Origin of the sequence: Sandarakinorhabdus sp. (genome assembly GCF_031430775.1) — a bacterium.
Taxonomy (GTDB): domain Bacteria; phylum Pseudomonadota; class Alphaproteobacteria; order Sphingomonadales; family Sphingomonadaceae; genus Sandarakinorhabdus.
In genome coordinates this window covers 39,565-64,476 of sequence record NZ_JANPCD010000118.1, presented here as the reverse complement: position 1 = coordinate 64,476, position 24,912 = coordinate 39,565, and the positions used below count along the sequence as shown (strand labels likewise).

Below are 24,912 nucleotides of genomic sequence, written 5' to 3'. Positions count from 1 at the left end.
GCCACCAGGCGCGGTTCGGCATGTTGTTCCAGGGCGGCGCATTGTTCGATTCGCTCCCCATATGGCGCAATGTCAGCTTTGCACTGGATGGTTCCGCCGCAGCGCGCCGGGCCGCCGCCATCGACAATCTGGCGCGTGTCGGCTTGGGCAGCGATGTCGCCGACCTGCGGCCAGCCGCGCTTTCGGGCGGCATGCAGAAACGCGTGGCGCTGGCGCGGGCGATCGCGGCCCGCCCGGAGATCATCTTTTTCGACGAGCCGACGACGGGGCTGGACCCGATCATGGCCGATGTCATCAACGGCCTTATTCGCACTTTGGTGACGGACCTGAAAATTACCGCCTTGACGATCACGCACGACATGGCGAGCGTGCGCAAGATAGCTGACAGGGTGGCGATGCTGCATCAGGGGAAGATCATCTGGACGGGCGCAAAAAGCGCCATCGATGCCAGCGGCAATCCCTTTGTCGAGCAGTTCATCCATGGCTCGGCAATTGGCCCCATCAGTGTTCCGGTGAGTGCCCCGGTCAAGCCGGCATGAGCGTCGGCAGCGCCCGCACACCCGGCGGCGCGGCGCTGGCTGCGCTGCTGGCGCGGTCGGCGGACGGCGATGCTGCGGCGTTTCGCCAATTCTATGATTTGACCAGCGCAAAACTATTTGGCGTCATTGCCCGTATATTGCCTGAACGCGGCGAGGCTGAGGATGTGTTGCAGGAAGTGTATGTAACGGTGTGGCGCAAGGCGGCGGAGTTCGACCCCGCACGCGCCAGCCCCATCACCTGGACGGCAACGATTGCACGCAACCGCGCCATCGACCGGTTGCGCGCGCGCGGTAGCCGGCCGTCTGCGCCGCTGGCCGAGGCGGCGGAGGTGGCCGATACGCGGCCCGGCGCCGATACTCTGGTTTCAAACCAGCAGGATGCGGCGCGGGTGCAGAGCGCGCTGGGTCTGCTCGATCCGCGCCACGCCGATGCCATCCGCGCCTGTTATTTCGATGGGCTGACCTATGAGACTTTGGCGCTGCGCGAAAATGTGCCGGTCGGCACGCTGAAAAGCTGGGTGCGGCGCGGCCTGGTCAAGATGCGCCATGCGCTGGAGGCAGCGGCATGACAACGCCCGACACGATACCCGATGACGATGGCATGACGAGCGACCAGCAAATGGCGCTGGACTATGCGCTGGGCACGCTCGATCGTGCCGAGCGCCGCAGTGCCGAGATGCGGCTGCGGTCGGACCCGGCGTTTCGGGCGCTGGTGGCGGGCTGGCAGGCTGCGCTGGCGCCACTGGATGAACTGACACCGCCGCTGGCGCCGCCGCCGGGTGTGTGGGACGCCATCGCCGCCGAGATTGCGCCGGCGCGGCCAACGGCAGTCAACGGGGGTTGGTGGCAGAATCTATCGCTGTGGCGTGGTTTGGCCATCGGTGGCCCGGTAGCGGCGGCGCTGGCTGTGGCGGTCGTGACGACGCCGCTGTCGGCGCCCGCACCTGTGGCGGCAGGCGAACGGCTGGTGGCGACGCTCAGTGCCAGCGACGGCACGCCGCTGATTGCTGCGTCCTATGACCCGGCGCGCGGTGCCGTCAGTTTTGCGCCGGTTGCGGCGCCGACGGCGACGGGTGACAAGGTGCCCGAGCTATGGGTCATCGAGGGCAAGCAGCCGCCGCGTTCGCTGGGGGTCATCGACCGCGCAGACGGCAGCCATGCCATCCCGGCCGGGCGACTGGCGGGTCTGAAGCCGGGTTCGGTGCTGGCAATTTCGATCGAGCCGCTGGGCGGATCCACCACTGGCGCACCAACCGGGCCGGTCATTGCCACGGGTGTGCTGAGCGCCGCTTGACGCCTGCGACACGAACGCACGCGGCGCCGACATGGGCAACGCAGCCGGGGCCGCTTGCGTAGATGACGTGCCGGCCAACATGCCCGGCGCGTATCATGGAGCGTTCAAATGTCGAAAATTGCAATTCGTGCGGCCCTGTTTGCCATGGCTGCATCCGGGCTGGTTGCGGCCCCGGTGATGGCCGAAACGGTGATGGTCGGCGGCGCCGCGATGTATCCGACCAAGGATATCGTCGATAACGCCGTCAATTCTGCCGATCACACCACTTTGGTGGCCGCAGTAAAGGCCGCCGGGCTTGTCGCCACGCTCAAGAGCGCGGGGCCGTTCACGGTGTTCGCCCCGACCAACGCCGCCTTTGCCAAGCTGCCGGCCGGTACGGTGGACACGCTGCTCAAGCCGGAGAACAAGGGCACGCTGACCGCCGTGCTGACCTATCATGTCGTGGCTGGCCGCTTTACGGCGGCTGACGTCGTGGCCGCCATCAAGGCCGGCGGCGGCAAGGCCGTGCTGACCACGGTGCAGGGCGGCAAGCTGACGGCCAGCATGATGGGCAAGCTGGTGATGCTGACCGACGCCAAGGGCGGCATGAGCCATGTCACCCAGGCCGATGTGCTGCAATCGAACGGCGTCATCCATGTCGTCGATACGGTTGTGCTGCCGTAAATACCGTGGCGCTGCCGCATGCGCCGCGCCCCTGAAAAGAGAAAGGCCCGGTGGATCACTCCACCGGGCCTTTTTCATGGGTCTTGCCGAAGATCAGGCGGCGAGGACGGCCTTACGGCGGCGCATTGCGGCGCCAACCATGCCGAAGCCGGCGATCAACATCGCCCAGCTGGCCGGTTCAGGCACGCCGACAGCGAAGTTAACGAAATCTTCGTGGATCGAAAGCGGCACATAACCGCTGTATTCACCGCAGCTGCTGTTCAGCCCGGCACGGCAATCGCCAAAGCCGGTGCCGAAGCTCAGGCCATAGGAGGTGACCGAGACGATCTTGCCATTGATGAACTGCGGGCCGCCCGAATCGCCGCCGGCAACGCCGACTTCACGAGCGCCGACGCCGGTGTTGCAAGCGAAGCCGGGCGTGGCGCCCACGGCAGCGGCGATGTTGCACGACATGTCATTGGCTGCGAGGCCGCTGTCGAAGTCGGACACGATGCTGCGCGAATAATCCGCAAAACCGAAGAAACCTCTGCCATTGGCGTCGAGGTCGGTGAAGAAACCGGCGAATTCGCTGTTGCCCCAGGCATAGTCGAATGTGTTGTCGCCCTGGCGGATGCGGCCGGTGCCGGCGTTCACGCCGAAGCTGCCGCCGATGGTCGAACGGCCGCCGTAACCGGCCACGTTGAACTGCTGGCCATCGAGGCCGCCTGCGAAATCGATGTCATAGCTCTTGGCCCAATCCGGCGCGGCATTCACCAGGCGGATGATGGCAAGATCGTTTTCATCGATGACTTCACCGGAATAGCCGGGGTTGACGAGGATGCGATTGGCGACGCGGACCGACGAGGCCGGGTCGATGTGGTTGATGGCATCGAGGTCGGGGCTGTTGCTGAAGAAGGCGCGGGTCAGGATCGGACCAGCCGTGCCGGCGCCGTCGCTAACGCAGTGCGCCGCAGTAACGATCGAGACGCGGTCGGGCAGCAGCGTGCCGGAGCAGATGAACGAGCCGCCACTGTAGGTCATGATCAGCGAGACAACGCCGTTGTACTGCGCGCGCGGCGCCAGAAACGCCGGGTTGCCACCGGAAGCGATAGTGCCGGTCGAGGTCATGGCGATCAGGTTGTTCCACGCCGACCAGCTCATGCCCTTGTTCGAGCCGCTGGCGACGTTGCGCGCAGGACCGGCCATGTTGGACGATTCATAAGACAGTGAAGGCGCGGCCTGAACGGCAGCGGACGACAATATGACAGCACCAACCAGTGCCGAATATGCAAACTTCATTTAACAGGCCCCCGATAAATCAATTCGATGCAAAATGCGTATCGGAACAATGACGGCCACTCAAGTGCAAAATTCATTGTGCATTCAGCCGTTAACCACCAATTCGGGTTGTTCTTCCTCGGCCTGTTGCAACATCCACATGGCGGCATAGTCGCCGCCAGCCGCAAGCAAAGCCTCGTGGCGGCCCCGCTCGATGATGCGGCCGGCTGAAAGTACAAGGATTTCATCGGCATCGGTGATGGTGGACAGCCGGTGTGCGATGATCAACGTGGTGCGACTTTGCGCCACATCCGCCAAAGCGGACTGAATATCGGCTTCGGTTGCGGAATCCAGCGCGCTGGTCGCCTCGTCCAGAATCAGGATCGCCGGGTTTTTCAGGATGGTGCGCGCAATGGCAACACGCTGTTTTTCGCCGCCCGACAGTTTCAGGCCGCGCTCGCCGACCTGCGTTGCATAGCCATCGGGCAGGCTGAGGATGAAGTCATGAATGGCTGCGCCGCGCGCCGCCGACTCGATTTCGGCCTCGCTCGCGCCGGGGCGTCCATAAGCGATATTGTAGCGGATGGTGTCGTTGAACAGCACGGTGTCCTGCGGCACGATGCCGATGGCGCGGCGCAGGCTGTCCTGCGTGATGTCGCGGATATCCTGGCCGTCGATGCTGACGCTGCCGCCCATGATATCGTAGAACCGGTACAGGATGCGGCTGATGGTCGATTTGCCGGCGCCGCTATGGCCGACGATGGCCAATTTGCGCCCCGGCGGCACGTCGAAGCTGACACCGTGCAGGATCTGGCGGCGCGGTTCATAGGCAAAATCGACGGCGCCAAAACGCACATGGCCACCCTTGAGCGCCAATGGCTGCGCGCCCGGTGCATCCTGGATTTCCGCCTCGGTATCGATCAGCGTGAACATCGCCTCCATGTCGATCAGGCCCTGCTTGATCTCCCGGTAGACCATGCCAAGCATGTCCAATGGCCGGAACAACTGGGCCAGCAGCGTGTTGACCAGCACGACATCGCCGACCGAGAACATGCCTTTGGACCAGCCCCAGACCGTATAGGCCATGGCGCCGGCCATCATGATGTTGGTGATCAGCGACTGGCCGATGTTCAGCCACGACAGCGACCGTTCGTTGATGGTAGCGGCATCGGTGTAGCGTTTGATCGCCTTGCCGTAATTGGCGTTTTCATGGGCTTCGGCGTTGAAATATTTGACGGTTTCATAATTAAGCAACGAATCGACCGCCCGCGCCGTTGCACGTTGATCGCTTTCGACCATCTCGCGGCGCAGCTTTGCCCGCCAGTCGGTGATGCGCCATGTGTAGGTGATATAGGCCGCCACCATCACCAGCGTCGCCGCCACCATCCAGGGGCCCAGCTTGATCCAGAAGATGACGCACACCGCCGTCAGCTCGAACAGGGTCGGGAAGATGTTGAACAGCAGGAAATACAGCATCGTATCGACGCTCTTGGTGCCGCGCTCGATCATGCGCGTCAGCCCGCCAGTGCGCTTTTCGAGGTGGAAGCGCAGCGACAGGCGGTGGATGTGGCTGAAGACATCCAGGCTCAGCCGCCGCGCCGCATCCTGTCCGACGCTTTCGAAAATCGCGTTGCGGACATTGTCGAACAACACGCCGCCAAACCGCGCCAGCGCATAGGCACCGACCAGCCCCATCGCCAGCGCCGCGCCCTCGCCGATCCGGTTCTGCATGGCATCGATGGCGCCCTTGTAGGCAAAGGGCATCACGAGATTGGTGCTTTTGGCGATCAGCACAAGCACCAGCGCGACGACGACGCGCAGCCGCAGCCCCGGTGCATGGGCGGGCCAGAGATAGGGCAGGAAGCGCCGCAGCGTGGCGAAGCTCGCCTCTCCGGCTGGCGGCAATGATGTCGTGGGTCGCATGGGGCCTTATTGGGGGCAGCGGCAGCGCGGTGCAATGCCGGCGTTGCACGAAGAGCCGGCTGCGACCATGGTGGCGCGATGCCCAGACCGCCCCGCTCCGCCTCTCGCCCTGCCCCCGGCCTGCCCAGCCGCCAGGCCATTCTCGATTTCATCGCCTCGCAGCAGCAATCGGTGGGCAAGCGCGAGATCGCCAAGGCGTTCGGCCTGTCGGCGCAGGACAAGATTGCGCTGAAATCACTGTTGAAAGAGATGATGGACGCCGGCGAGCTGGAATCCGGGCCGGGCCGCAACCTGCATAAAGGTGGCGGCCTGCCCAAGGTGACCGCGCTGCGCATCGTCGATATCGACGGCAGCGGCGTGATTGCCGTGCCCGACCGCTGGGACCAGGCCGGCCCGCCGCCGCGCGTGCGGGTGATCGAGACGCGGCGGCGCAGCGCGCATGGCCTTGGCGACCGGCTGTTGGCGCGTATCGAGGAACAGGGCGGCGGCCTGCTGGCGTTTCCGATGAAGGCGCTGGCCAAGACCGAGGAGTTCGTGCTGGGCATCTTGCGGCGCGATGCCGGCGGCTTGCGGCTCGTGCCGGTGGACAAGAAGGCCCGCGCCGATTTTTCCGTCAGCGACGCCGGCGAGGCCAAGGTAGGCGACCTGGTGCTGGCCGAGCCATCGGGGCGGGCGCCGCGCCTGTTTGCCCGCGTGGTCGAAGTGCTTGGCGACCCGTTTGCGCCGCGATCGTTTTCGCTGATCGCCATCCACGCCAAGGGTATCCCGCACCGCTTTGATGACGCGACCCTTGAGGAAGCGGAGCGCATCGCCCGCCAGCCGCTGGGCGCCCGCGAGGATTTGCGCGCCCTGCCGTTCCTGACCATCGACCCGGCCGACGCGCGCGACCATGACGATGCCGTCTGGGCCGGGCCGGACCCGGACAAGGAAGGCCATTTTCGCGCCATTGTCGCCATTGCCGATGTCAGCTTTTATGTCCGCCCCGGATCCGCGCTCGACCGGTCGGCGCGCGGGCGCGGCAACAGCGTGTATTTCCCCGACCGCGTCGTGCCGATGCTGCCCGAAATCCTGTCGGCGCATGTCTGCTCATTGGTGGAGGGCGAGGACCGCGCCGTGCTGGCCTGCCATCTCGAAATCGACCCGCACGGCAAGGTGACGCGCCAGCATTTCACCCGCGCCGTCATCCGCTGCGTCACCAATATCGCCTATGAGGAGGCACAGCGCACGTTCAATGAACAGTCCGGTGAATGGCTGGGCGTGCTGGCGCCGCTATGGGAGACATGGGGCGCGTTGGCACGCGCACGCGACCACCGCGAGCCGCTGGCGCTCAATTTGCCGGAACGCCGCGTCGTGCTGGACGAGGCCGGGCGCATCGCCGGCATTTCGCTGCGCGAGCAACTGGCCGCGCACCGGCTGATCGAGGATTTCATGATCGCCGCCAATGTTGCAGCAGCCAAGGCGCTGGAGGCCAAAAAGGCGCCGTGCATCTACCGCGACCATGAGGTGCCGAGCCGTGAGAAGATCGTCGCGCTACGCGATTATCTGGAATCGCTGGGCCAGAATTTCGCCATGGGGCAAGTGATGAAACCCGCCAATTTCAATCGCATCCTTGAGCGGGTGAAGGGCGAAAGCTATGCGGAACAGGTGATGGAGCAGGTGCTGCGCACGCAGACCCAAGCCTATTACAGTGCGGCCAATATGGGGCATTTCGGGCTGTCACTGGGCAGCTACGCGCATTTCACATCGCCCATCCGCCGCTATGCCGATCTGGTCGTGCACCGGTCGCTGGTGGAGGCATGGCGGCTGGGCGAAGGTGGCCTGCACCCCGAGGAAGCCAAGGGCCTGCCGCGCACAGCCGACCATATCAGCATGACCGAACGCCGCGCCATGGAGGCGGAACGCGATACGACTGACCGTTATGTCGCAGCCTATCTTTCGGAGAAGGTTGGCGAAATCATGCCGACGCGCATCACCGGCGTTGCCAAGTTCGGGTTCTTTGCGCAGGTGGTGGGCCTGGGCGGCGACGGGTTGGTGCCGGTCAGCACACTGGGCGCCGAGCGGTTCCTGTTCGACGAGGATTCGCGTGTGCTGGAAGGCATCGAGACGGGCACCCGTTATACGGTCGGGCAACGGCTGGACCTGAGGCTTGCCGAAGCCAATCCGATTACTGGTGCGCTGCGGTTCGAGATCCCATGGGAGGAAGGCGAGGCGCCGCCGCCCGGAGATCATCGCCGCAAGGACAGGGTGCGCACTGGCAAGCGAGCGGGGCAATCGCGCATTCCGCCGGGCATCAGGCGGGGCCGGCGCTGAGGCAGTTGCCAGCAGGCAGGGGGCCGTGCCATCACGGCAGCAGGGACATATTCGGGGGACACATGCGCACCATTCTGGCTGGCCTCATGCTGCTTGCGCTGCCTGCGCAAGCGCAAGACAAGAAACCCGGCCTCAAGGACGCCATGGTGGCCGAAGCCGAAGCCGCCGCAGCAAAGGCGCCGGTGGAGGAACAGGCCGCCGTTTCCAAGGGCAGCGTCACCGTTGCCGGCAAGGCCATGGCCTACACCGCCACGGCGGGCACGCTGACCATCCGCGACGACGCCGGCAAGCCCACAGCTTCGATGTTCTACACGGCCTATGTGGCGCCCGGCGCGAACCGCCCGGTGACTTTCTTCTACAATGGCGGGCCGGGATCGGCGACGATCTGGCTGCACATGGGCAGCTTTGCCCCGGTGCGCGTCGTCACCGACAACCCCGAGGCGCCGCCGCCGGCGCCCTATGCCGCCGGGCCGAACCCCTGGACGCTGATCGACAAGACCGATCTGGTGTTCATCGATGCTGTCGGGGCCGGCTGGTCACGGCCTTTGGGTGACAAGACCGGCAAGGATTTCAACGGCGTCGATCAGGACGCCGATGCCTTTGCGCGCGGCATCATGCGCTATGTCGCAAGGAACAACCGCTGGCAGAGCCCGAAAGTCCTGCTCGGCGAAAGCTATGGCACGCTGCGGTCCGGCGCGGTGGCGGCGCTGCTGGAAAATCGTGGGCTGAGCCTGAATGGGGTCGTGCTGCTGTCCACCATCATGAATTACGGCGTGCGCCAGAGCGGCTATGACCAGAATTCGCAGGTGCTGCTGCCCGGTTTTGCCGCGACGGCCTGGTATCACAATCGGCTGGCCAATCGCCCGGCCAGCCTAGAGGCGTTCCTGAAGGACGTGCGGGCCTTTGTTGCCGGGCCATATGCCTCGGCGCTGGCCAAGGGGTCGGCGATCAGCGAAGCGGAGGCCGACAGCACCGCGCAGCAGCTGGCGGCTTACACGGGCCTTTCGGTGCCATTCATCCGCCGTGCCAATCTGCGCATATCGCTGGCGCATTTCCAGACCGAGCTGCTGCGCGACCAGGGTGTCACCATCGGCCGGCTCGACACGCGCTACAAGATCCGTGCCGCCGATGCCAATGCCGATTCGCCCGAGGAAGATCCCGCCGGCGCGGTCATCACCGGTGCTTATTTCGCGGCGTTCCAGGACCATGCGGCGCGCACCTTGGGGTATCGCACTGACCTGCCCTATGCCTTGTCGGCGCGCGGGCCGGGCTTTGACTGGGATTGGCGGCACCGGCCGCAGGGCATAGGGGTGCAGACAACGCCCAACACCGCCATCGACCTGGCCCAGACCATGCGGCTCAACCCGCATATGAAGGTGTTGTTCCTGAACGGTTATTACGACATGGCGACGCCGTTTTATGGCGCCGAATTCGATGTCGATCACATGCTGCTGCCGCCCGAACTGCGCGCCAATATCGCGTTCAAATATTATGAAAGCGGCCATATGATCTATCTGTCGCAGGCGGCGCTGGCGCGGCTGCGTGCCGACATGGCGGCGTGGTACGACGCGATGGCGCGCTAGCGGGCGAAGGGTGCGTCAGCCGGCGATGGCCACCGCGTCGCCGGGCGCCAGCCGACCGAGCCAGCGCAGCAGCACGTCGCAGTCCACCGCGACACAGCCTTCGGTTGGCCGGGCGTCGGGTTGGCGGCAATGCCAGAATATGGCGCTGCCCAACGGGCTGACCGGCGGGCTGTCGTTGTGGCCTAGCACCAGGATAACATCATAGGCGCCGTCGCCGCGCCACAGGCTTTCGGCGCTGTGCGCGTGCGGCAGTCGCACCGGGCGGTTGTAGGCCGGGTCGGCCACGCCGTCGCTCCAGCCATCTGTGGCCCGCAGCCAGCGCCACGGCAGCGCTGTCGCCGGCGCTGCCACTCGGTCCGGCCGCAGCAGCGCGGCACGGATCGGCCACAGGCCGAGCGGCGACTTGCCATCGCCTTCGCGCTTGTCTGCCGCTGCACACCAACCGCCCTTGCCAAAGCTGGCCGGGACAGTTTCACCAAAGGCGGAGACGGTGCCGGCTGCGGGATTGGCGACGACGATCACGGCATATGGCCCTGGCGGTCGCGCTTGGTGCCAAGATAGGCGGCATTATGGGGGTTGGGCGGCATGTGATGCGCCACGCGCGTCACGGTCAGGCCATGTGCCGCCAGCCCGTCCACCTTCAATGGATTGTTGGTCATCAGCGTGACATCGCCGACTCCGAGCGCCTTCAGCATGGCCGCCGCCAGCGTGAAATCGCGCTCGTCCGGCTCAAAGCCCAGCCGCGTATTGGCATCGACGGTATCAAAGCCCTGATCCTGCAACGCATAGGCCCGCAGCTTGTTGAGCAGGCCGATGCCGCGCCCTTCCTGTTGCAAATACAACAGGATACCGCCGCCGGGATTGGCCGCGATGGCGGCAATGGCGGCGTGAAGCTGCGGCCCGCAATCGCATTTCAGGCTGGCCAGCACATCGCCGGTCAAGCACGCGGAATGCAGCCGCGCCAGCACCGGCTGGTCACGGCGCGGATCGCCGATGACCAACGCCAGATGTTCGGGCCCGCCGTCATCGGGGCGAAAGGCGACAACCTCGGTGTTTTCCGCCGCCGCCAGCGGCAGCCGCGCCCGGCTGGAAATCTTCACGCGCGCCATGGCCGGCGGCAGTAGCATCACTGTTTCGGCCGGCACGGTCAGCACCGGGTCGGGGCCGGCAATCGCCGCCGCATACAGCGCCGGCAACAACGCGCCATGCTTGGCCAGCGCGATGGCGGCGCGGGCGGACGCGGCATCCTCGCCCAGCGCGCGGCTGCGAAACGGCCCCTTGAAGGGCGTCGCCAGATCGAGCACCGGGTCGGCAATGCCCCGGCTGCCGGCCATGTCCAGCCAGTCGGGGCGTTCCACCCACACCGGCTCCGCATCGCCCACCGCGGCGGCGCGCTGGTTGGCCAGGCTCAGCACGGCGGCCCGGCGGGCGGTGATGATCATGCCGGCGCGCGTGCCGCCCGATTCAAGCGCCGCCAGCGATTCTGCGTCGGCGAGTTCGGCAGACAATATGGCCAGCGTGCCGATACCGACCACGCGCCCTCGCCGCAGCGCGTCACTGGCTGCCTCAGCCAGAAAGGCCGGCGCGATGCTCACAAGTCGAACGTCGCGATCTGCGGTACATGATCCGATGGCTTTCCCCAGTCGCGGGCGTCCTCCAGCACTTCGAACGCGGTTGCGGCGCGGGCGGCGGCCGGGCTGGCCCAGATATGATCGAGCCGGCGCCCCCGGTCCGACAGCCGCCAGTCGGCCGCGCGATAGCTCCACCAGGTGAACAGGCGCTCGGGCGGCGGCACGAAATGCCGGCCCAGGTCCACCCAGTCATGGCTTTGCTGCAACGCCGCCAGCGCCGCGACCTCGACCGGCGTGTGGCTGACGACATCCAGCAGCGCCTTGTGGTTCCAGACATCGCATTCCAGCGGCGCGATGTTGAAATCACCGACGATCACCGTGTCGTCGGATAAGGATTCCGACCAGCGGGTCATGCGTTCGACAAAGGCCAGTTTCTGGCCGAATTTGGGGTTCACGGTCGCGTCGGGCGTGTCGCCGCCGGCTGGCACATAGACATTCTCGATGCGCAGACCGTTGGGCAGGCGGGCGCCGACATGCCGGGCCTCGCCATTGTCCTGCCAGTCGTGACGATTGTCCTCGATCAGCGGGATTTTCGACAAGGTGGCGACACCGTGATGCATCCGCTGACCGTTGATAACGCTGTAATGATAACCGTGATCCGCAAAGATCGCGTGCGGAAAGGCATCATCCATCACCTTGGTTTCCTGCAGGCACAGTACATCGGGCGCGTGATGCATGAGCAGCCGCTCGACAATGTCGATGCGGAACCGCACCGAGTTGATGTTCCAGGTGGCGATGGTCAGAGACATGGGAAATCGATGTAGGCGAAGGTCGCCGGGGCGTCACCCCGCAATCGCGCCAGCACTGGTCGAAGTGGGTGCGCTGCACACAATCAGACCCCGCTCCGGGGGCGACATAATTAGGCCCCCGCTCCGGGGGCATGGAGCGGGGGCCCTTTATGCGCTCGTCACGCAGCGGCAGGTCAATTTCGCAGCCATCGGACAACAGGGGGCAAATCCGAAGGCGGCAACCAACCGCGGGTTCGTTATGGGCCGGGTGACATTGACCCTTCATGAACGAAATTCATGAACCACGTTCGGCGACAAAAAAGAATTGTCAATTGGGCCAATGCTGATTGACCCCGCGTCGAATTGGCAGGTTTCGCGCAACAATATTGCGTGTTCGCCGCAATCAATGGCTGATGTTGATGCGTGGATCGCGAAAACCAAAACTGATCCGCGACAGGTCGGCATTGTATCGCTGGCCCGACAACCGCACCTCGCTTTGCCCGCCCTGGGCATCGCGGGTGGTCCAGCCGACCAGCGCCAATCCGGCTGGCGCACCGGCTTCGCGGGCAAAACTGATCGACAATGTGCCGAACTCGGGCCGCTTCGGGTCGCGCGCCTCGACCAGCACGCCGGCGGGCGTTTCTGCTACGATCCGTGCCACCGGCGCCAGATTCGGCTCGGCCGACAGCAGGATTTGCAGCGGCGTCTTGCGCACCGGCCATTGCGATACCTGGTTGACCTCGTAATCGACAAAGCTGAGCAGTCGGCCATTGGCAACGATCAACAGCTTGGCCTTGTCATACTGGAACCGCACCTTGCCGGGCCGGGCGAGGTAGAATTTGCCTGTCAACACCCGTCCATCGGCGCCGACCTGCGTGAAATCGGCCGACAGGCTGGTCATCGCCCTGAGCGACGCCGCGACATCATCAAGCGTTGCGGCATCACGGGCAGCAGCAGCCGGCGCGGCCGTCAGCAGCAAGGCAAGGAACAGGACTTTCATGACCGTTGGCCTGACACGTTGCGCTTGAGCGGCGGATGAACAGGCCTCAGGCAGCGGCGCCCAGATAACCCAATTGTGCCGCCTTGAAGATAGTCTGGCTACGGTTGACGGCGTCGAGTTTTTCGCCGGCATTCTGGATGTGGAAACGCACCGTGGCGTGGCTGCGCGCCAGGATCATGCTGATTTCCTTGTCGGTCTTGCCGATCGAGGCCCAGCGAAGGCATTCCACCTCGCGCTTGGTCAACTGGCAATCGACGGGCAGCCAGCGCCGCGTGCGGTGCGCCTTGGCATAGCCGGCAATGAAGCGGTGCGAGAGCAGCGCCAGCAAATCGGCGTGCGCTTCATATTCTGCCGACAGCTCGGTGCGCTCAGGGTCGCGCGACAGGAAGCAGACAGCGCCGATCTGGCCGAATGGCAAATGCACCGGCACGACGATGGCGACGCGGGTCAGTGCGCGCTTTTCGAAATTGTCGAGGTTGAGCTCGTCGAGATAGGGGTTGGGCTGGCGGGTGTTGAAGCCCTGAGCGTTGACCCAGAATACCTCGGATTCGTACCGGCAGGCGCGCGGCAGTGGCGAGGACAAAGCGAGGCGCGAGTCCTTCCACCAATGCTCGCTATCGCCGGTCCAGCCGAACACATCGGCGGCGAGCACCGTGCCATCGGCATCGACCATCGGATGTTTGGAAGCGATATTGTCGACGGCAACGACGTGCAGGTCGCACCAGCTGAGTGCAATATCACGCAGCGCCTCTGCGGCGCGGTGAACATCGGCCATGCTGCGCACTGATACAGCAGCCAGACAAGCGGCGAGATCCATGGCAAACCCTTTTCCCAAAGCAACGCTGTCTCTGATGGACGGCGAGAGTGCACGGTCTTGTCGCCGCATCACATGACCCTCACATTAGTCACAGCGATGCCAGCCGGCAAGGCCAGCACGGGTACGGCACAGGTACGGGGCGGCCGCAGGACGGCGGCGGCGGTGGCGGCGCTCGCGTGCAGAGCCAACTATCTGAATTTCCTTAAATATCCTTGAGATTTCAAGACGGCCGCGTGTCAACGCTTCTTGCATAAGGTGACGGGGCTGCTAGTTTGACACAGTGGGCAGGCGTAGTCGGGAGCCGGGATGCCAGGGCGAGGTGCGAATCAGACAGGGGGGCGCACGGCAGGCGGCCTTATGCAGGCTGCGGCACGGTTGCTGCGTCTTGCCTTGCTCGCGCCCTGTGCCGTGCTGCTCATCGGCTCCGCACCAGCTGATACCCGTCAGCACGAAGGCGTTGCCAGTTGTGCCAGTTCGACCTGCCATGGCCGGCAGGAAGCCACCGGCCCGCGCGTCCGCCAGAATGAAGTGCTGACCTGGCAGGACCCGGCCAGCCTGACCGGCGCCCACAGCCGCGCCTGGTCGGTGCTGGCGCAGCCGCGCGGACAGGCGATCGGGCGGCGGCTGGGCATCGCAAATGTGCAGGCCAGCGCCGAATGCATCCTGTGCCACGGCGATCCGGCGATTGCGCGTGAACCGGCCAAGGGTCCGGGCTGGCAGCAATCCGATGGTGTCGGCTGCGAGGCCTGCCACGGCGGGGCGACGCGCTGGCTGGCCAGCCATGCCGCCGTTGGCGCCACACACGCACAAAATGTCGCGCGCGGCATGACGGCGATCGACCGACCATCGGTACGGGCGGGGGTATGCCTTGACTGCCATTGGGGGTCCAGCCGCCCCGGCCAGTTCGTGCCGCACCGGGTCATGGCCGCCGGCCATCCGCGCCTGACCTTCGAGCTGGACTTGTTCACAGCCCTGCAATCGCACCATGACGAGGATGCCGATTATGCGGCGCGCAAGGGCGTTGCCGGCGGCATCAAGGTCTGGGCGGTCGGGCAGGCGATGGCGGTGGAGCGGGCGCTGGCGGTCTGGCCGGTGCGCGCTGGCGGCAGCTTTCCGGAGTTCGGTTTTTTCGATTGCCGGTCGTGCCACCGCAGCTTCAGCGACGATCCCGCAGTCGCCCTGACGGCGCGCATCAATGCGGCGCGGCCGATCCCGCCCGGCCAGCCGGTGTGGAATGATGAAAACATGCTGATGCTGTCGGCGGCAGCAAAGGTGGCCGCACCGGCGCAGGGCAAGCGTTTCGACGCTGCGGCGCGGGCATTCCATACCGCCAATGGCGGCGACCGGGCCGGCGCCATCAAGGCTGCTGCCGTGATGCGCGCCGCCGCCGCCGATCTGGCGGTCACATTGGAACAAGCAGCATTCAGCCGCACGCAGGGCTTTGCCATGATCGATGCCGTGCTGGTCGGGAGTGCCGGCGTCTATACCGACTATCAGGGCGGCGCCCAGGCGGTGATGGCGGCGGATACCCTGTTGTCGGCCATGGTCGCCAGCCGGGCGGTGGACCGCGATGCAGCGCTGGCACTGCGCCCCGAGTTCGACCGCGCCTATGCTCAGGCGCGCGACGCCAATAGCTGGCGGCCGGAACCGCTGCGCGCCGCGCTGGCCCGCATCGCGGCGCGCATAAGAGCGCTGCAATGAAGCGACTGGGGAGGCCGCTGGTTCTCGTCACCGCGCTTTTGCTGGCCGGCTGCGGCGGCGACAACATCGCGCCGCCAGCCGATGATGGCGTCAATCCACCCACTGGCCCGCCCATCAGCGTATTTGCACGGCCCGCTGCTGAATCGCTGAGCACCGTCGATGTCGAGACCATCATTGCACGCGCCGCCGCCGAAGCCGGTGCGCGCGGCCTGCCCGCCGTCATCGCCGTGGTGGACCGGGTCGGCAATGTGCTGGCGGTGTATCGCATGGCCGGCGCGCGGGCGACGGCCATGACTCGCGCCGGTGCAGCGGGCAACCTCGATGCGCAGGGCGTGACTTTCCCGGCCGAACTGGGCGCCATCGCCAAGGCCATCACTGGCGCCTATCTGTCGTCGGGCGGCAACGCCTTTTCCACGCGCACCGCCTCGATGATCGTGCAGCAGCATTTTCCGCCATCGGCAAATGCCGTCGGGCTGGAATCCGGGCCATTGTCAGGTGTGCAATTTTCGCAACTGCCCTGTTCCGATCTGGTCAGCCGGCTGGGCATAGGCGCTGCGATGATCGGTCCGAAACGCTCGCCGCTGGGGCTGGCTGCCGATCCGGGCGGCTTTCCGCTTTATAAGAACGGCGTGGTTGTCGGCGGGGTCGGCGTGATGGCCGATGGCGATTACGGCTTTGACCCCGAAGTGGTCGATGTCGATGCCGATGCCGAGGAATTCATCGCTCTGGCGGGCGCTGCCGGCAATGACGCGCCCGCCGCCATTCGGGCGGAGCGCGTCAGCGTCGATGGCACATTGCTGCGCTTTTCCGATGCGGCAGCAGCAGCGCTGCGCAGCAACCCGGCCAACCCGCCGGCGCTGGCGTCCGTCGCCGGCACCATGGTGGCGGTTCCCGGCTTTTTCGGTGGCACGGTGCTGCCCGGCGCCGTTTATGGCAGCGAGGCGAGCGGCGTGCGGCCAGCGACTGCCGCCGAATTCAGCCACCCCGACGCCTATGTGCTGTCCGACGGTGCCGGCACGCCGCGTTATCCGGTGCGCGGCGCCAGCGATGCCGGTGATGTCGCAGGCCCGCTCAGCGCCGCCGAAGTGCGCGCCATACTGGATGAAGCCTTTGCCGTCATGGCCCGCGCCCGCGCCCAGATTCGCCAGCCGCTGGACAGTCGCGCGCAGGTGTCGATTGCCGTTGTCGATACACGCGGCGCGGCGCTGGGCATCGTGCGTTCCCCCGATGCGCCGATTTTCGGCATCGATGTGTCACTGCAAAAGGCGCGATCTGCGGCGTTTTTCTCGGGCGGGCGCGCTGGCGCCGATCTGGGCGGGACGGTCACTGCCGCGGGCGGGGCCGACTCGAATGTTCGCGATTTCGCGGCCCGCACCAATGCGTTTTTCGGCAGCGCCGATGTGCTGTCGGGGCGCGTGGCCATGACGGGCCGTGCCATCGGCAATATCGCCCGGCCATATTTTCCCGATGGCGAGGTGGCGCAGCCGCCGGGGGGCTTGTCGCGCCCCATCAGCGGATGGTCGCCGTTTTCCACGGGCCTGCAATCGGCGCTGATTGTCCAGAATCTGGTGCAGGTGCTGGGCGGCGGCGACCCCCAAGTCTGCACGTTCCTGCCGGCGGTTCCCGGCGGCAGCAACCGGCTGGCCAACGGCTTGCAGATATTCCCCGGCGCGGTGCCGATCTATCGCGGCAATGTCATGGTCGGCGCCATCGGCGTGTCGGGCGACGGCATCGACCAGGACGACATGATCAGCTTTTTGGGCCTTTACAATGCCGGGTTGCGAGTGGGCGGCATCGGGCTGCCGCCAGCTGCCATCCGGTCCGATCAGGTGCTGGTGCGGCTGGCAAATGGCCGCGATGCCCGGCTGCGGTTTGTCGGCTGCCCATTCGCGCCCTTCCTCGACACGGCCCAGAATAATGTCTGCCAGGGGCTTTAGTCTGGCCGGCCTGTTGCTGCTTGGCGCCGCACCGGCGCAGGCCGGGCCGTTTTCGCGGTGGTTCGATTGCTACGCAAAACTGGAATCGCCAAAAGGCGCGCTGCCCGCCGCCGATACGCCGCCACCGCAAGACCCGGCGCTGGCGCCCATCGCAGGGCGGCGCACGCCCGGCTTCGGAAAGACGACATGGGACCCGGTGGTGCAGGCCAATGCCGGTGCCGTGTCGCCGCCCGTGTCAGGTGATTTTCCCACCGACCATCTGCCGGTGCCCGACCGCTGGCGGCTGGTCGAAACGCTGGGCCTGGTCAAATCCAACTGGAAAGACCCCTATAACCAGAACACGTTGAAGGGTGATCGCCCCTTGTGCGGCACCGACGATCTGTTCCTGCAATTGACGGCAATTTCCGACACGGTGGCGGAACCGCGCAGCTTTCCGACCCCCGTGGGTGTGCAGACCACCGAGCGGCCCGGCAGCAACGATGTCTTTGGCCGGCCGCATTCCACGGTGTTCGCGCAGACGTTTATCCTGGGCGCGGCGTTGACCAAGGGTTCAACCGCCTTCAAGCCGCCGGAGTATGAGCTGCGCGCGGCAATTGCGTTCAATTTCAACCATGTCGATGTGTCGGAAAGGCGCGTGCTGAGCGTCGAAAGTTCGCGTCGGTCATTCCGTTCCGATGCCTTTGTCGGCGTGCAGGAACTGTTCCTCGACTATCATCTGCGCAACACATCGGACCGCTATGATTTCGATTCCGTCCGTGTCGGCATCCAGCCATTTTCGAGCGATTTTCGCGGTTTCCTGTTTCAGGACAACCAGCTTGGCATCCGGCTGTTCGGCAACCGCGACAACAACCGCTTCCAGTATAATCTGGCGGCGTTCTGGCGGCTGGAGAAGGACAGCAATTCCGGCCTGAATGCCGTGCTGCGCAGCCCGCGCAAGGATCTGGTGCTGGTCGCCAACCTGTATCGGCAGGATTTCCCGGTGCCCGGCCTGACGTCACAAGTCTCGGTGCTGTATAATCGCAACCGCGAGAAGAACGACGTGCAGATCGACACCAACGGCTTTCCGGTGCGCCCGGCGCTGCTCGGCAGCTTGCGCGGCCGCAATTATGATGTCGCCTACCTGTCCTACAATGCCGATGGCCGCATCGGCCGGCTCAACCTGACGGTCTCCGGCAGCTATGCGCTGGGCACCAACAGCGGCAATATCTTCACCGACCGGCGCGCGAAAATCCGCAGTTTCTTCCTCGCTGCCGAGCCGAGCTATGACCGGGGCTGGGTACGGTTTCGCGGATCAGTGCTCTATGCGTCGGGCGATTCCAACCCTTTTGACGACACTGACCGGGGCTATGCCGCCGTGTTCGAAAACCCGCAATTTGCCGGCGCCGACACCAGCTACTGGATCCGCCAGGCCATTCCCTTTGCCGGCGGCGGGCGGGCCATCACCGTCAACAGCCGCAACGGCATTTTGAACGATTTGCGGTCCTCGAAGGACCAGGGCCAGAGCAATTTCAGCAATCCCGGCACGGTCTTGCTCGGGGTCGGCGCCGATCTCGATCTGCTACCCGAACTGCGATTGTCAGCCAGCGCCAATCATCTGTGGTTTGCGCACACCGCCGTGCTGGAGGCGCTGCGCAGCGAAGGCAGCGTCCCGTCCGATATCGGCTTCGATCTGTCGGCGGCGGCGACATATCGCCCGCATTTCAACCAGAATCTGGTGTTCCGCCTGTCGGGCGCCGTGTTGCTACCGGGCGCGGGCTTCCGCGACCTTTTCGCCAACGCGCCGCGCGCCAGCCGCTATTATTCGGTGCTGTTCAACGCCGTGCTGGCCTATTGATGATGCGCCGCGCAGTCCTTCTCATCCTTGCCGCCGTCGCCGGCGTGTCCGCCATCGCGTCGGAAGGCGAAAAGCCGGTGGCGCGTGATTATACCCGCGTCCATGCCGCGCCCGCGCCGAAATCGCAGACGCAAAGCGAGGCCGACGCCAAAAGCGCCGGCTGCCTCACCTGCCACAGCGCCACCGACGAGTGGACGATGCACAAGCCCAGATCGGTGGTGCTGGGCTGCACTGATTGCCATGGCGGCGACGCGGGCGTGCTGGCCCCCGCCGCTCTGGCGCGCAGTGACGGCGCCTATGGCCGGCTGATGGAACAGGCGCATGTGCTGCCGCGCTACCCCATCGCCTGGCATTATCCGTCGTCCGCCAATCCCAAGCGCAGCTATACGCTACTCAACCGCGAGGCGCCGGAGTTTGTCCGGTTCGTCAATCCGTCCGATTACCGCGTGACGCGCGATGCCTGCGGGGCTTGCCATCTTGAGACGATCGAGGCGGCCGAACGGTCTTTGATGGCAACGGGCGCCATGCTGTTTGGCGGCGCCAGTTATAACAACGGCATATTACCCTACAAAAACTATGTGCTGGGGGAGGCCTATGCCCGCCCCGCCGCCGCGCCCGGTCATGGCGCACTGCTGCACGATGACCATGGCGCGGCGTCCAAGCCCGCGATGATCTTTGCGCCCGGCACACAGGGGCGCGGTTTCGGCGTGCTGTCGGACGCCGAAAAGGCACGCGGCGCGCTGCCGTTCCTGGCGCCGCTGCCGGCGTGGCAGGTCATCCCGCCCGGCGATATCTTCCGGGTGTTCGAACGCGGCGGCCGCAACATCAATCCGATATTTCCCGAAATCGGCCTGCCCGGCAGCCTTGGCGCCATCCAGCGGCTGGAGGAACCGGGCCGCCCCGACATTCGCCAGTCCAATCGCGGCCCCGGCACCGGGCTGCGCATTGCCGTGCCGGTCATCAACATCCACAAGACGCGGCTGAATGACCCGTTCACCTGGTTCTTGGGCACCAATGACCAGCCCGGCGACTATCGCACCTCGGGCTGCGGGTCGTGCCACATCGTCTATGCCAATGACCGGGAACCGCGGCATTCGTCGATCTATGCCAGCGCGGGGCGCGACGGACAGAGCCAGACCGTGGACCCCACCATTTCCAAGGCCGAAAGCGGCCACCCGATCCGCCATGAATTCACCCGCGCCATGCCATCGTCGCTGTGCATGAACTGCCACATGCATCAGCCCAACATGTTCCTGAACACCTATTACGGCACCACGATGTGGGATTATGAATCCGATGCGCCGCGCATGTGGCCCGGCCCGGAAAACACCCTGCCCCGCCCCGAGGGCATGTCGGAGGCCGACTATCAGCGCACCTACAAGCAGCAATTCTATCCCACAGCCGCGCAGGTGCGCGAGACGAACGAGCGCAATCCCGAAGCAGCCGCTGCGCGCGGCCTGTGGCGCAACACGGATTTCCTGAGCACGGTGAATGACCGCAACCCGTTGATGAAGGACACGCAATTCGCCGATTACCACGGCCATGGCTGGAATTTTCGTGCTGTGTTCAAGCGCGACCGGATGGGCAATCTGCTCGATGCCGGCGGCAACATGGCGACCTGGGGCACCGACACCGCGCATATCATCGGTAATGACGACCCGGAAAAATGGCGCAAGACCGGCAACGCCCAGTTCGTCGAACCCGCCGCCACCCCCGGCCCCGGCCAGCCCGGCAAGGCAGTGCACATGATGAGCATCCATGCCGAGGTCGGCATGCAATGCGGAGATTGCCATTTCGCGCAGGACGGCCATGGCAATGGCATGATCCACGGCGAGGTCGCCAATGCCGTCGAGATCGGCTGCAAGGATTGCCATGGCACCGCCGACGCGCTGCCGACGCTGCGCACATCCAATCTGGCGGCGTCGCCTGCCGGCAAGGACCTGTCGCTGATCCGCAACCCTGATGGCCGGCGGCGGTTTGAATGGGTGGAGGAAAACGGCCAGCGCGTGCTGCTCCAGCGTTCCGCGAGCAATCCGAAACTCGAATGGCACATGAGCCTGGTGAAAAACAGCGTCACGCTGGGTCATCCTGATTTCAATGCCAAGGCGGCGCGGGCCAAGTTGATGGGGCGCGGGCCGTCGATGGCGTTCGGGGCGGGGGTGGCGCCGGAAAATCGCGCGCACGGCGACGACAACATGGCGTGCTTCGCCTGCCACACCAGCTGGACCACAAGTTGTGGCGGCTGCCATCTGCCGATCGAAGCGAACTGGAAAACCAGCACAAACAAATACGAAGACCAGGAAACCCGCAATTTTGCGACATACAACCCGCAGGTGGCGCGCGACGACATGTTCCAGCTTGGCCGCCACCAGACCAGCAAGGGCAATATCATCGCCCCGGTGCGGTCATCATCGGCGCTGATCCTGACCAGCACCAACATCAACCGCGAGCGCATCTATGTGCAGCAGCCGCCCATTGCCGCCTCGGGGTTTTCGTCACAGGCGTTTGCACCGCATTACGCACACACCGAACGCAAGGAGGAAACCAAGACCTGCACCGATTGCCATGCCGCCAAGACGCAGGACAACAATGCCATTCTGGCGCAGCTAACCTTGCAGGGCACCAATTTCGTCAATTTCCTGGGCATGCATGCTTTCGTCGGGCTGGACGGCGGCGTCGAGGCAGTGCGCGTCACCGAATTCGGCGAACCGCAGGCGGTGCTCGGCAGCTATCTGCACCGCTATGCCTGGCCCGACTATTGGCGCCAGCATGTCGAGCGGAACGGGCGCGAATTGCTGAACTGGGTGCGCGGCAGGATTTTCGACAAAAAGGCGTCGGGCGAAACCGACCCCACCGAGGAATTCCGCAATGTCCACCAGTCGGTCGGCGGCGCGGCACGCTGTTTGCAGAATCGCGGCGAATATCTGTTTGTCGCGCAGGGGCGCGCCGGCTTTGCGGTGCACGACATCGCCAATCTGTCGAACAGAGGCGTGTCGGAAAAGATCGTTGCTGCGCCGTTTTCGCCGCTGGGCCATGACACGCGTATCCGCAGCCGCAACGCTACTTGCATGGCGATTGCCACCACCCAGCCGATTGCAATGGGCCGTAACGACAAGATGATCGCCGAGCAGACGGCGCGGGCGAAAGGCGAACCGCTTGCCGACCCGCTGGCGGGGTACAACCAGGAACAGAAAATGCACGAGATCTACCGTTATGCGGTGATCACGGACGCCGACGAGGGCCTGATCCTGACCAACATCGACACGTTGAGCGACGGCGAGCCGCGCAACAACTTTCTGCGGCGCGCGGTGCTGAATGGCGGCAAGACAGCGTGGAACCCGGACGGCGTCCTGACCGGCGCCCGCCATATCGTGCTGGGCGGCCATATCGCCTTTGTGACCACGCCGCGCGCCGTGGTGGTGGTCGATCTGAACAATCCGCTGGACCCCCGCCTGTCGGCAGTGGTGCCAATGGACGATCCGCGCGCCACCGCGCTGCAATTGCGCTATCTGTGGGTGACGACGGCACGAGGGCTTGAAGTGCTCGATGCCAGTCGGCTGGAGGTGCCGGTGCCGGTTCCCGGCGCGCTGGTGCCGATGCAGGACGCGCGGCGGCTGTATGTCGCGCGCACCTATGCCTATGTCGCCGCCGGCGCCGAGGGACTGGTCATCGTCGATGTGAAGAACCCCGCCCGCCCAGGCGCCGTGCAGCGCTTCACCGCTGGCGGCGCATTGAACGACGCGCAAGACGTTGTGGTGGCCACCACCAACGCCAGCCTGTTCGCCTATGTCGCCGATGGGCGGAACGGCCTGAAGGTGCTGCAACTCACCAGCCCCGCCAGTCAGCCCAATTTCTATGGCTTCTCGCCGCGCCCGGTGCCCGAATTGATTGCCTTTGCCCGCACGAAGCAGCCGGCGCTGGCGATTGCCAAGGGCCTCGACCGCGACCGCGCAGTGGATGAAACCGGCCATCAGATTGCCGTCATGGGCCGGCTGGGTTCAAGGCCGTTCACGCGCGCCGAAACGCAGCGATTGTTCATCGGCGAGAACGGCCAGCCTTATGAGGTGAGCGACACTGCCAGCATGGCGGACTGGTCGCCGCGTCGCTGACGCCTGCCCGCGTCACTGGCCCGCATTGCGCCCCGCACCCGCGCCGACGACACGAGCCGCGATGACCATCCTCATTCCTTTGCTCGGCGACCAGTTGTACCATGGACTGGCCTCGCTGGCGGGCGTGGACCGTGCCAATGCGGCCGTGCTGATGGCCGAAGTGATGGCCGAGGCGACCTATGTGCCGCATCATCCCAAAAAAATTGCCTTCATCTTGTCGGCCATGCGGCATTTTGCAGACGAATTGCGCGCGGCGGGCTGGCGGGTGGACTATGTGGCGCTGGACGATCCTGCGAACACGCAGAGTTTTGATGGCGAGGTGGCGCGGGCCGCGCTTCGCCATGGCGCAAGCGAAATCCGCACAGTCGAGGCGGGCGAATGGCGGGTGATCGCCATGCAGAACGGCTGGGCGGCGCTGACCGGCCTGCCTTGCACCATCCTGCCCGACACGCGTTTCATCGACACGCGCGCCGATTTTGCCGATTGGGCATCGCAGCGCAAACGACTGGTGATGGAGGATTACTACCGCCTGCTGCGCAAGCGCACGGGTGTTTTGATGGACGGTGACAAGCCTGCCGGGGGCGCCTGGAACTTCGATGCCGACAATCGCAAACCGCCGAAAAAGGGCCTCGCGTATCCGCCGCATCCGCATTTTGTCGCCGACGACATCACGCAGCAGGTGCTGACATTGGTGGCAGCGCGTTTTTCGGGCAACTTCGGCGATCTGTTGCCCTTTGGCTATGCCGTCACGCGCGCCGACGCGCTGCTGGCGCTGGCAGATTTCATGGCGCGGCGCCTGCCGCAGTTCGGCGACTATCAAGACGCGATGGTCACCGGCGAGGACCATATGTTCCACAGCGAATTGTCATCGCTGATCAACATCGGGCTGTTGACCCCGATGGAAGTATGTGTCGCTGCCGAAGCCGCATACCGCGCCGGCACCGTACCGATCAACGCCGCCGAAGGGTTCATCCGCCAGATTTTGGGCTGGCGCGAATATGTGCGCGGTATCCACTGGATTGCCGGGCCGCAGTACAACGACAGCAATCATCTGGGTGCGACGCGCGACTTGCCTGCGTTTTACTGGAGCGGTGAGACCGATCTCAACTGCCTGAAACAAGCGATCGGCAGCACCCGCCGCAACGCCCATGCCCATCACATCCAGCGGCTGATGGTGCTGGGCAACTTCGCCATGCTGATCGGCACGGCACCGGCACAGATCCATGAATGGTTCCTCGCCGTCTATGACGACGCCTATGAATGGGTGGAGGCGCCCAATGTCATCGGCATGAGCCAGTTTGCCGATGGCGGGCTGATGGGATCGAAACCCTATGCCGGCGGCGGCGCGTACATCAACCGGATGAGCGATTACTGCAAGGGCTGCCGGTATGACGTCAAGCAGCGCACCGGCCCGGACGCCTGCCCGTTCAACAGCCTGTATTGGGATTTTCTGGCGCGGCACGAAGAGGCTCTCAAGGGCAACCAGCGCTTGTGGCGCATGTACGACGGCTGGCGGCGTTTTTCCGGCGAAGAACAGTTACGAATCAGAGCGCAAGCGGCTGATTTCATGGCCAGTATCGCCTGAA

General features: G+C 65.1%; 17 protein-coding genes and 2 pseudogenes. 11 read left to right on the top strand and 8 right to left on the bottom strand.

Annotated features, from left to right (window positions below; all coding sequences use genetic code 11):
- The 4 genes from RMQ73_RS07435 to RMQ73_RS07420 form a co-directional block, all read left to right on the top strand.
- On the top strand, window positions 1-539 hold a 539-nt coding region (locus RMQ73_RS07435), incomplete at its 5' end, for an ATP-binding cassette domain-containing protein (RefSeq protein ID WP_310497458.1).
- The gene (locus RMQ73_RS07430; protein ID WP_310497456.1) at window positions 536-1,108 is read left to right on the top strand and encodes a sigma-70 family RNA polymerase sigma factor; all 573 of its coding nucleotides are present in this window, start codon (window positions 536-538) and stop codon (window positions 1,106-1,108) included. The genes RMQ73_RS07435 and RMQ73_RS07430, both read left to right, overlap by 4 nt.
- Window positions 1,105-1,833 carry an anti-sigma factor domain-containing protein gene (locus RMQ73_RS07425; protein ID WP_310497455.1) on the top strand — a complete coding sequence of 243 codons (729 nt, stop codon included), beginning with the start codon at window positions 1,105-1,107 and terminating at the stop codon, window positions 1,831-1,833. Before RMQ73_RS07430 ends, RMQ73_RS07425 begins: the two co-directional genes overlap by 4 nt.
- Before the next feature lie 108 nt (window positions 1,834-1,941).
- Window positions 1,942-2,496, top strand: a complete 555-nt coding sequence (locus RMQ73_RS07420) for a fasciclin domain-containing protein (protein ID WP_310497454.1) — start codon at window positions 1,942-1,944, stop codon at window positions 2,494-2,496.
- A gap of 93 nt (window positions 2,497-2,589) precedes the next feature.
- Here the strand turns inward: RMQ73_RS07420 and RMQ73_RS14260 are convergent.
- The 3 genes and pseudogenes from RMQ73_RS14260 to RMQ73_RS07410 all read right to left on the bottom strand — a co-directional run.
- Window positions 2,590-2,685, bottom strand: a pseudogene (locus tag RMQ73_RS14260) (PEPxxWA-CTERM sorting domain-containing protein); the annotation flags it as partial.
- A gap of 483 nt (window positions 2,686-3,168) precedes the next feature.
- Window positions 3,169-3,516 (bottom strand): annotated as a pseudogene (locus RMQ73_RS14255) (trypsin-like serine protease); the annotation flags it as partial.
- Window positions 3,517-3,858: 342 nt separating this feature from the next.
- Entirely contained in the window at window positions 3,859-5,676 is a 1,818-nt protein-coding gene (locus tag RMQ73_RS07410; RefSeq protein WP_310497452.1) for an ABC transporter ATP-binding protein/permease, read from the bottom strand.
- A 78-nt stretch (window positions 5,677-5,754) separates the two neighbouring features.
- Between RMQ73_RS07410 and RMQ73_RS07405 the strand changes: the two genes are divergently transcribed.
- Window positions 5,755-7,986 (top strand): VacB/RNase II family 3'-5' exoribonuclease, encoded by a 2,232-nt coding sequence (locus tag RMQ73_RS07405; protein WP_310497451.1) that lies wholly within the window; start codon window positions 5,755-5,757, stop codon window positions 7,984-7,986.
- A 62-nt stretch (window positions 7,987-8,048) separates the two neighbouring features.
- Window positions 8,049-9,569 (top strand): peptidase S10, encoded by a 1,521-nt coding sequence (locus tag RMQ73_RS07400; RefSeq protein WP_310497450.1) that lies wholly within the window; start codon window positions 8,049-8,051, stop codon window positions 9,567-9,569.
- Window positions 9,570-9,584: 15 nt separating this feature from the next.
- Here the strand turns inward: RMQ73_RS07400 and RMQ73_RS07395 are convergent, their stop codons facing one another.
- From RMQ73_RS07395 to RMQ73_RS07375, 5 genes are all read right to left on the bottom strand, one after another.
- Entirely contained in the window at window positions 9,585-10,088 is a 504-nt protein-coding gene (locus tag RMQ73_RS07395) for a L,D-transpeptidase family protein (protein WP_310497463.1), read from the bottom strand.
- Window positions 10,088-11,164, bottom strand: a complete 1,077-nt coding sequence (ribA, locus tag RMQ73_RS07390; protein WP_310497449.1) for a GTP cyclohydrolase II — start codon at window positions 11,162-11,164, stop codon at window positions 10,088-10,090. Before ribA ends, RMQ73_RS07395 begins: the two co-directional genes overlap by 1 nt.
- A complete protein-coding gene (locus tag RMQ73_RS07385) occupies window positions 11,161-11,949 on the bottom strand; it encodes an exodeoxyribonuclease III (RefSeq protein WP_310497448.1) in 789 nt (262 codons plus the stop codon). The genes ribA and RMQ73_RS07385 overlap by 4 nt, the downstream gene beginning before the upstream one ends.
- A 382-nt stretch (window positions 11,950-12,331) precedes the next feature.
- Complete coding sequence (locus RMQ73_RS07380; RefSeq protein ID WP_310497447.1) at window positions 12,332-12,928, bottom strand: outer membrane lipoprotein carrier protein LolA; 597 nt, start codon at window positions 12,926-12,928, stop codon at window positions 12,332-12,334.
- A gap of 46 nt (window positions 12,929-12,974) precedes the next feature.
- The gene (locus RMQ73_RS07375) at window positions 12,975-13,745 is read right to left on the bottom strand and encodes a helix-turn-helix transcriptional regulator (RefSeq protein WP_310497446.1); all 771 of its coding nucleotides are present in this window, start codon (window positions 13,743-13,745) and stop codon (window positions 12,975-12,977) included.
- A gap of 357 nt (window positions 13,746-14,102) precedes the next feature.
- On the opposite strand from RMQ73_RS07375, the gene RMQ73_RS07370 reads away from it, so the two are divergent.
- From RMQ73_RS07370 to RMQ73_RS07350, 5 genes are all read left to right on the top strand, one after another.
- Complete coding sequence (locus RMQ73_RS07370; RefSeq protein WP_310497445.1) at window positions 14,103-15,446, top strand: multiheme c-type cytochrome; 1,344 nt, start codon at window positions 14,103-14,105, stop codon at window positions 15,444-15,446.
- The gene (locus RMQ73_RS07365; protein ID WP_310497444.1) at window positions 15,443-17,383 is read left to right on the top strand and encodes a heme-binding protein; all 1,941 of its coding nucleotides are present in this window, start codon (window positions 15,443-15,445) and stop codon (window positions 17,381-17,383) included. Before RMQ73_RS07370 ends, RMQ73_RS07365 begins: the two co-directional genes overlap by 4 nt.
- Window positions 17,364-19,217, top strand: a complete 1,854-nt coding sequence (locus tag RMQ73_RS07360) for a hypothetical protein (RefSeq protein ID WP_310497443.1) — start codon at window positions 17,364-17,366, stop codon at window positions 19,215-19,217. Before RMQ73_RS07365 ends, RMQ73_RS07360 begins: the two co-directional genes overlap by 20 nt.
- The gene (locus RMQ73_RS07355; protein WP_310497442.1) at window positions 19,217-23,326 is read left to right on the top strand and encodes a multiheme c-type cytochrome; all 4,110 of its coding nucleotides are present in this window, start codon (window positions 19,217-19,219) and stop codon (window positions 23,324-23,326) included. Before RMQ73_RS07360 ends, RMQ73_RS07355 begins: the two co-directional genes overlap by 1 nt.
- A 61-nt stretch (window positions 23,327-23,387) precedes the next feature.
- On the top strand, window positions 23,388-24,911 hold the full coding sequence (locus RMQ73_RS07350) for a cryptochrome/photolyase family protein (protein WP_310497441.1): 1,524 nt from the start codon (window positions 23,388-23,390) through the stop codon (window positions 24,909-24,911).
- Window position 24,912: the final 1 nt, after the last annotated feature.

Coding starts and splice junctions, on each gene's coding strand:
- RMQ73_RS07430 (WP_310497456.1), top strand. CDS start 536: ATGAGCGTCGGCAGCGCCCGCACACCCGGCGGCGCGGCGCTGGCTGCG.
- RMQ73_RS07425 (WP_310497455.1), top strand. CDS start 1,105: ATGACAACGCCCGACACGATACCCGATGACGATGGCATGACGAGCGAC.
- RMQ73_RS07420 (WP_310497454.1), top strand. CDS start 1,942: ATGTCGAAAATTGCAATTCGTGCGGCCCTGTTTGCCATGGCTGCATCC.
- RMQ73_RS07410 (WP_310497452.1), bottom strand. CDS start 5,676: ATGCGACCCACGACATCATTGCCGCCAGCCGGAGAGGCGAGCTTCGCC.
- RMQ73_RS07405 (WP_310497451.1), top strand. CDS start 5,755: ATGCCCAGACCGCCCCGCTCCGCCTCTCGCCCTGCCCCCGGCCTGCCC.
- RMQ73_RS07400 (WP_310497450.1), top strand. CDS start 8,049: ATGCGCACCATTCTGGCTGGCCTCATGCTGCTTGCGCTGCCTGCGCAA.
- RMQ73_RS07385 (WP_310497448.1), bottom strand. CDS start 11,949: ATGTCTCTGACCATCGCCACCTGGAACATCAACTCGGTGCGGTTCCGC.
- RMQ73_RS07380 (WP_310497447.1), bottom strand. CDS start 12,928: ATGAAAGTCCTGTTCCTTGCCTTGCTGCTGACGGCCGCGCCGGCTGCT.
- RMQ73_RS07375 (WP_310497446.1), bottom strand. CDS start 13,745: ATGGATCTCGCCGCTTGTCTGGCTGCTGTATCAGTGCGCAGCATGGCC.
- RMQ73_RS07370 (WP_310497445.1), top strand. CDS start 14,103: ATGCAGGCTGCGGCACGGTTGCTGCGTCTTGCCTTGCTCGCGCCCTGT.
- RMQ73_RS07365 (WP_310497444.1), top strand. CDS start 15,443: ATGAAGCGACTGGGGAGGCCGCTGGTTCTCGTCACCGCGCTTTTGCTG.
- RMQ73_RS07360 (WP_310497443.1), top strand. CDS start 17,364: ATGTCTGCCAGGGGCTTTAGTCTGGCCGGCCTGTTGCTGCTTGGCGCC.
- RMQ73_RS07355 (WP_310497442.1), top strand. CDS start 19,217: ATGATGCGCCGCGCAGTCCTTCTCATCCTTGCCGCCGTCGCCGGCGTG.
- RMQ73_RS07350 (WP_310497441.1), top strand. CDS start 23,388: ATGACCATCCTCATTCCTTTGCTCGGCGACCAGTTGTACCATGGACTG.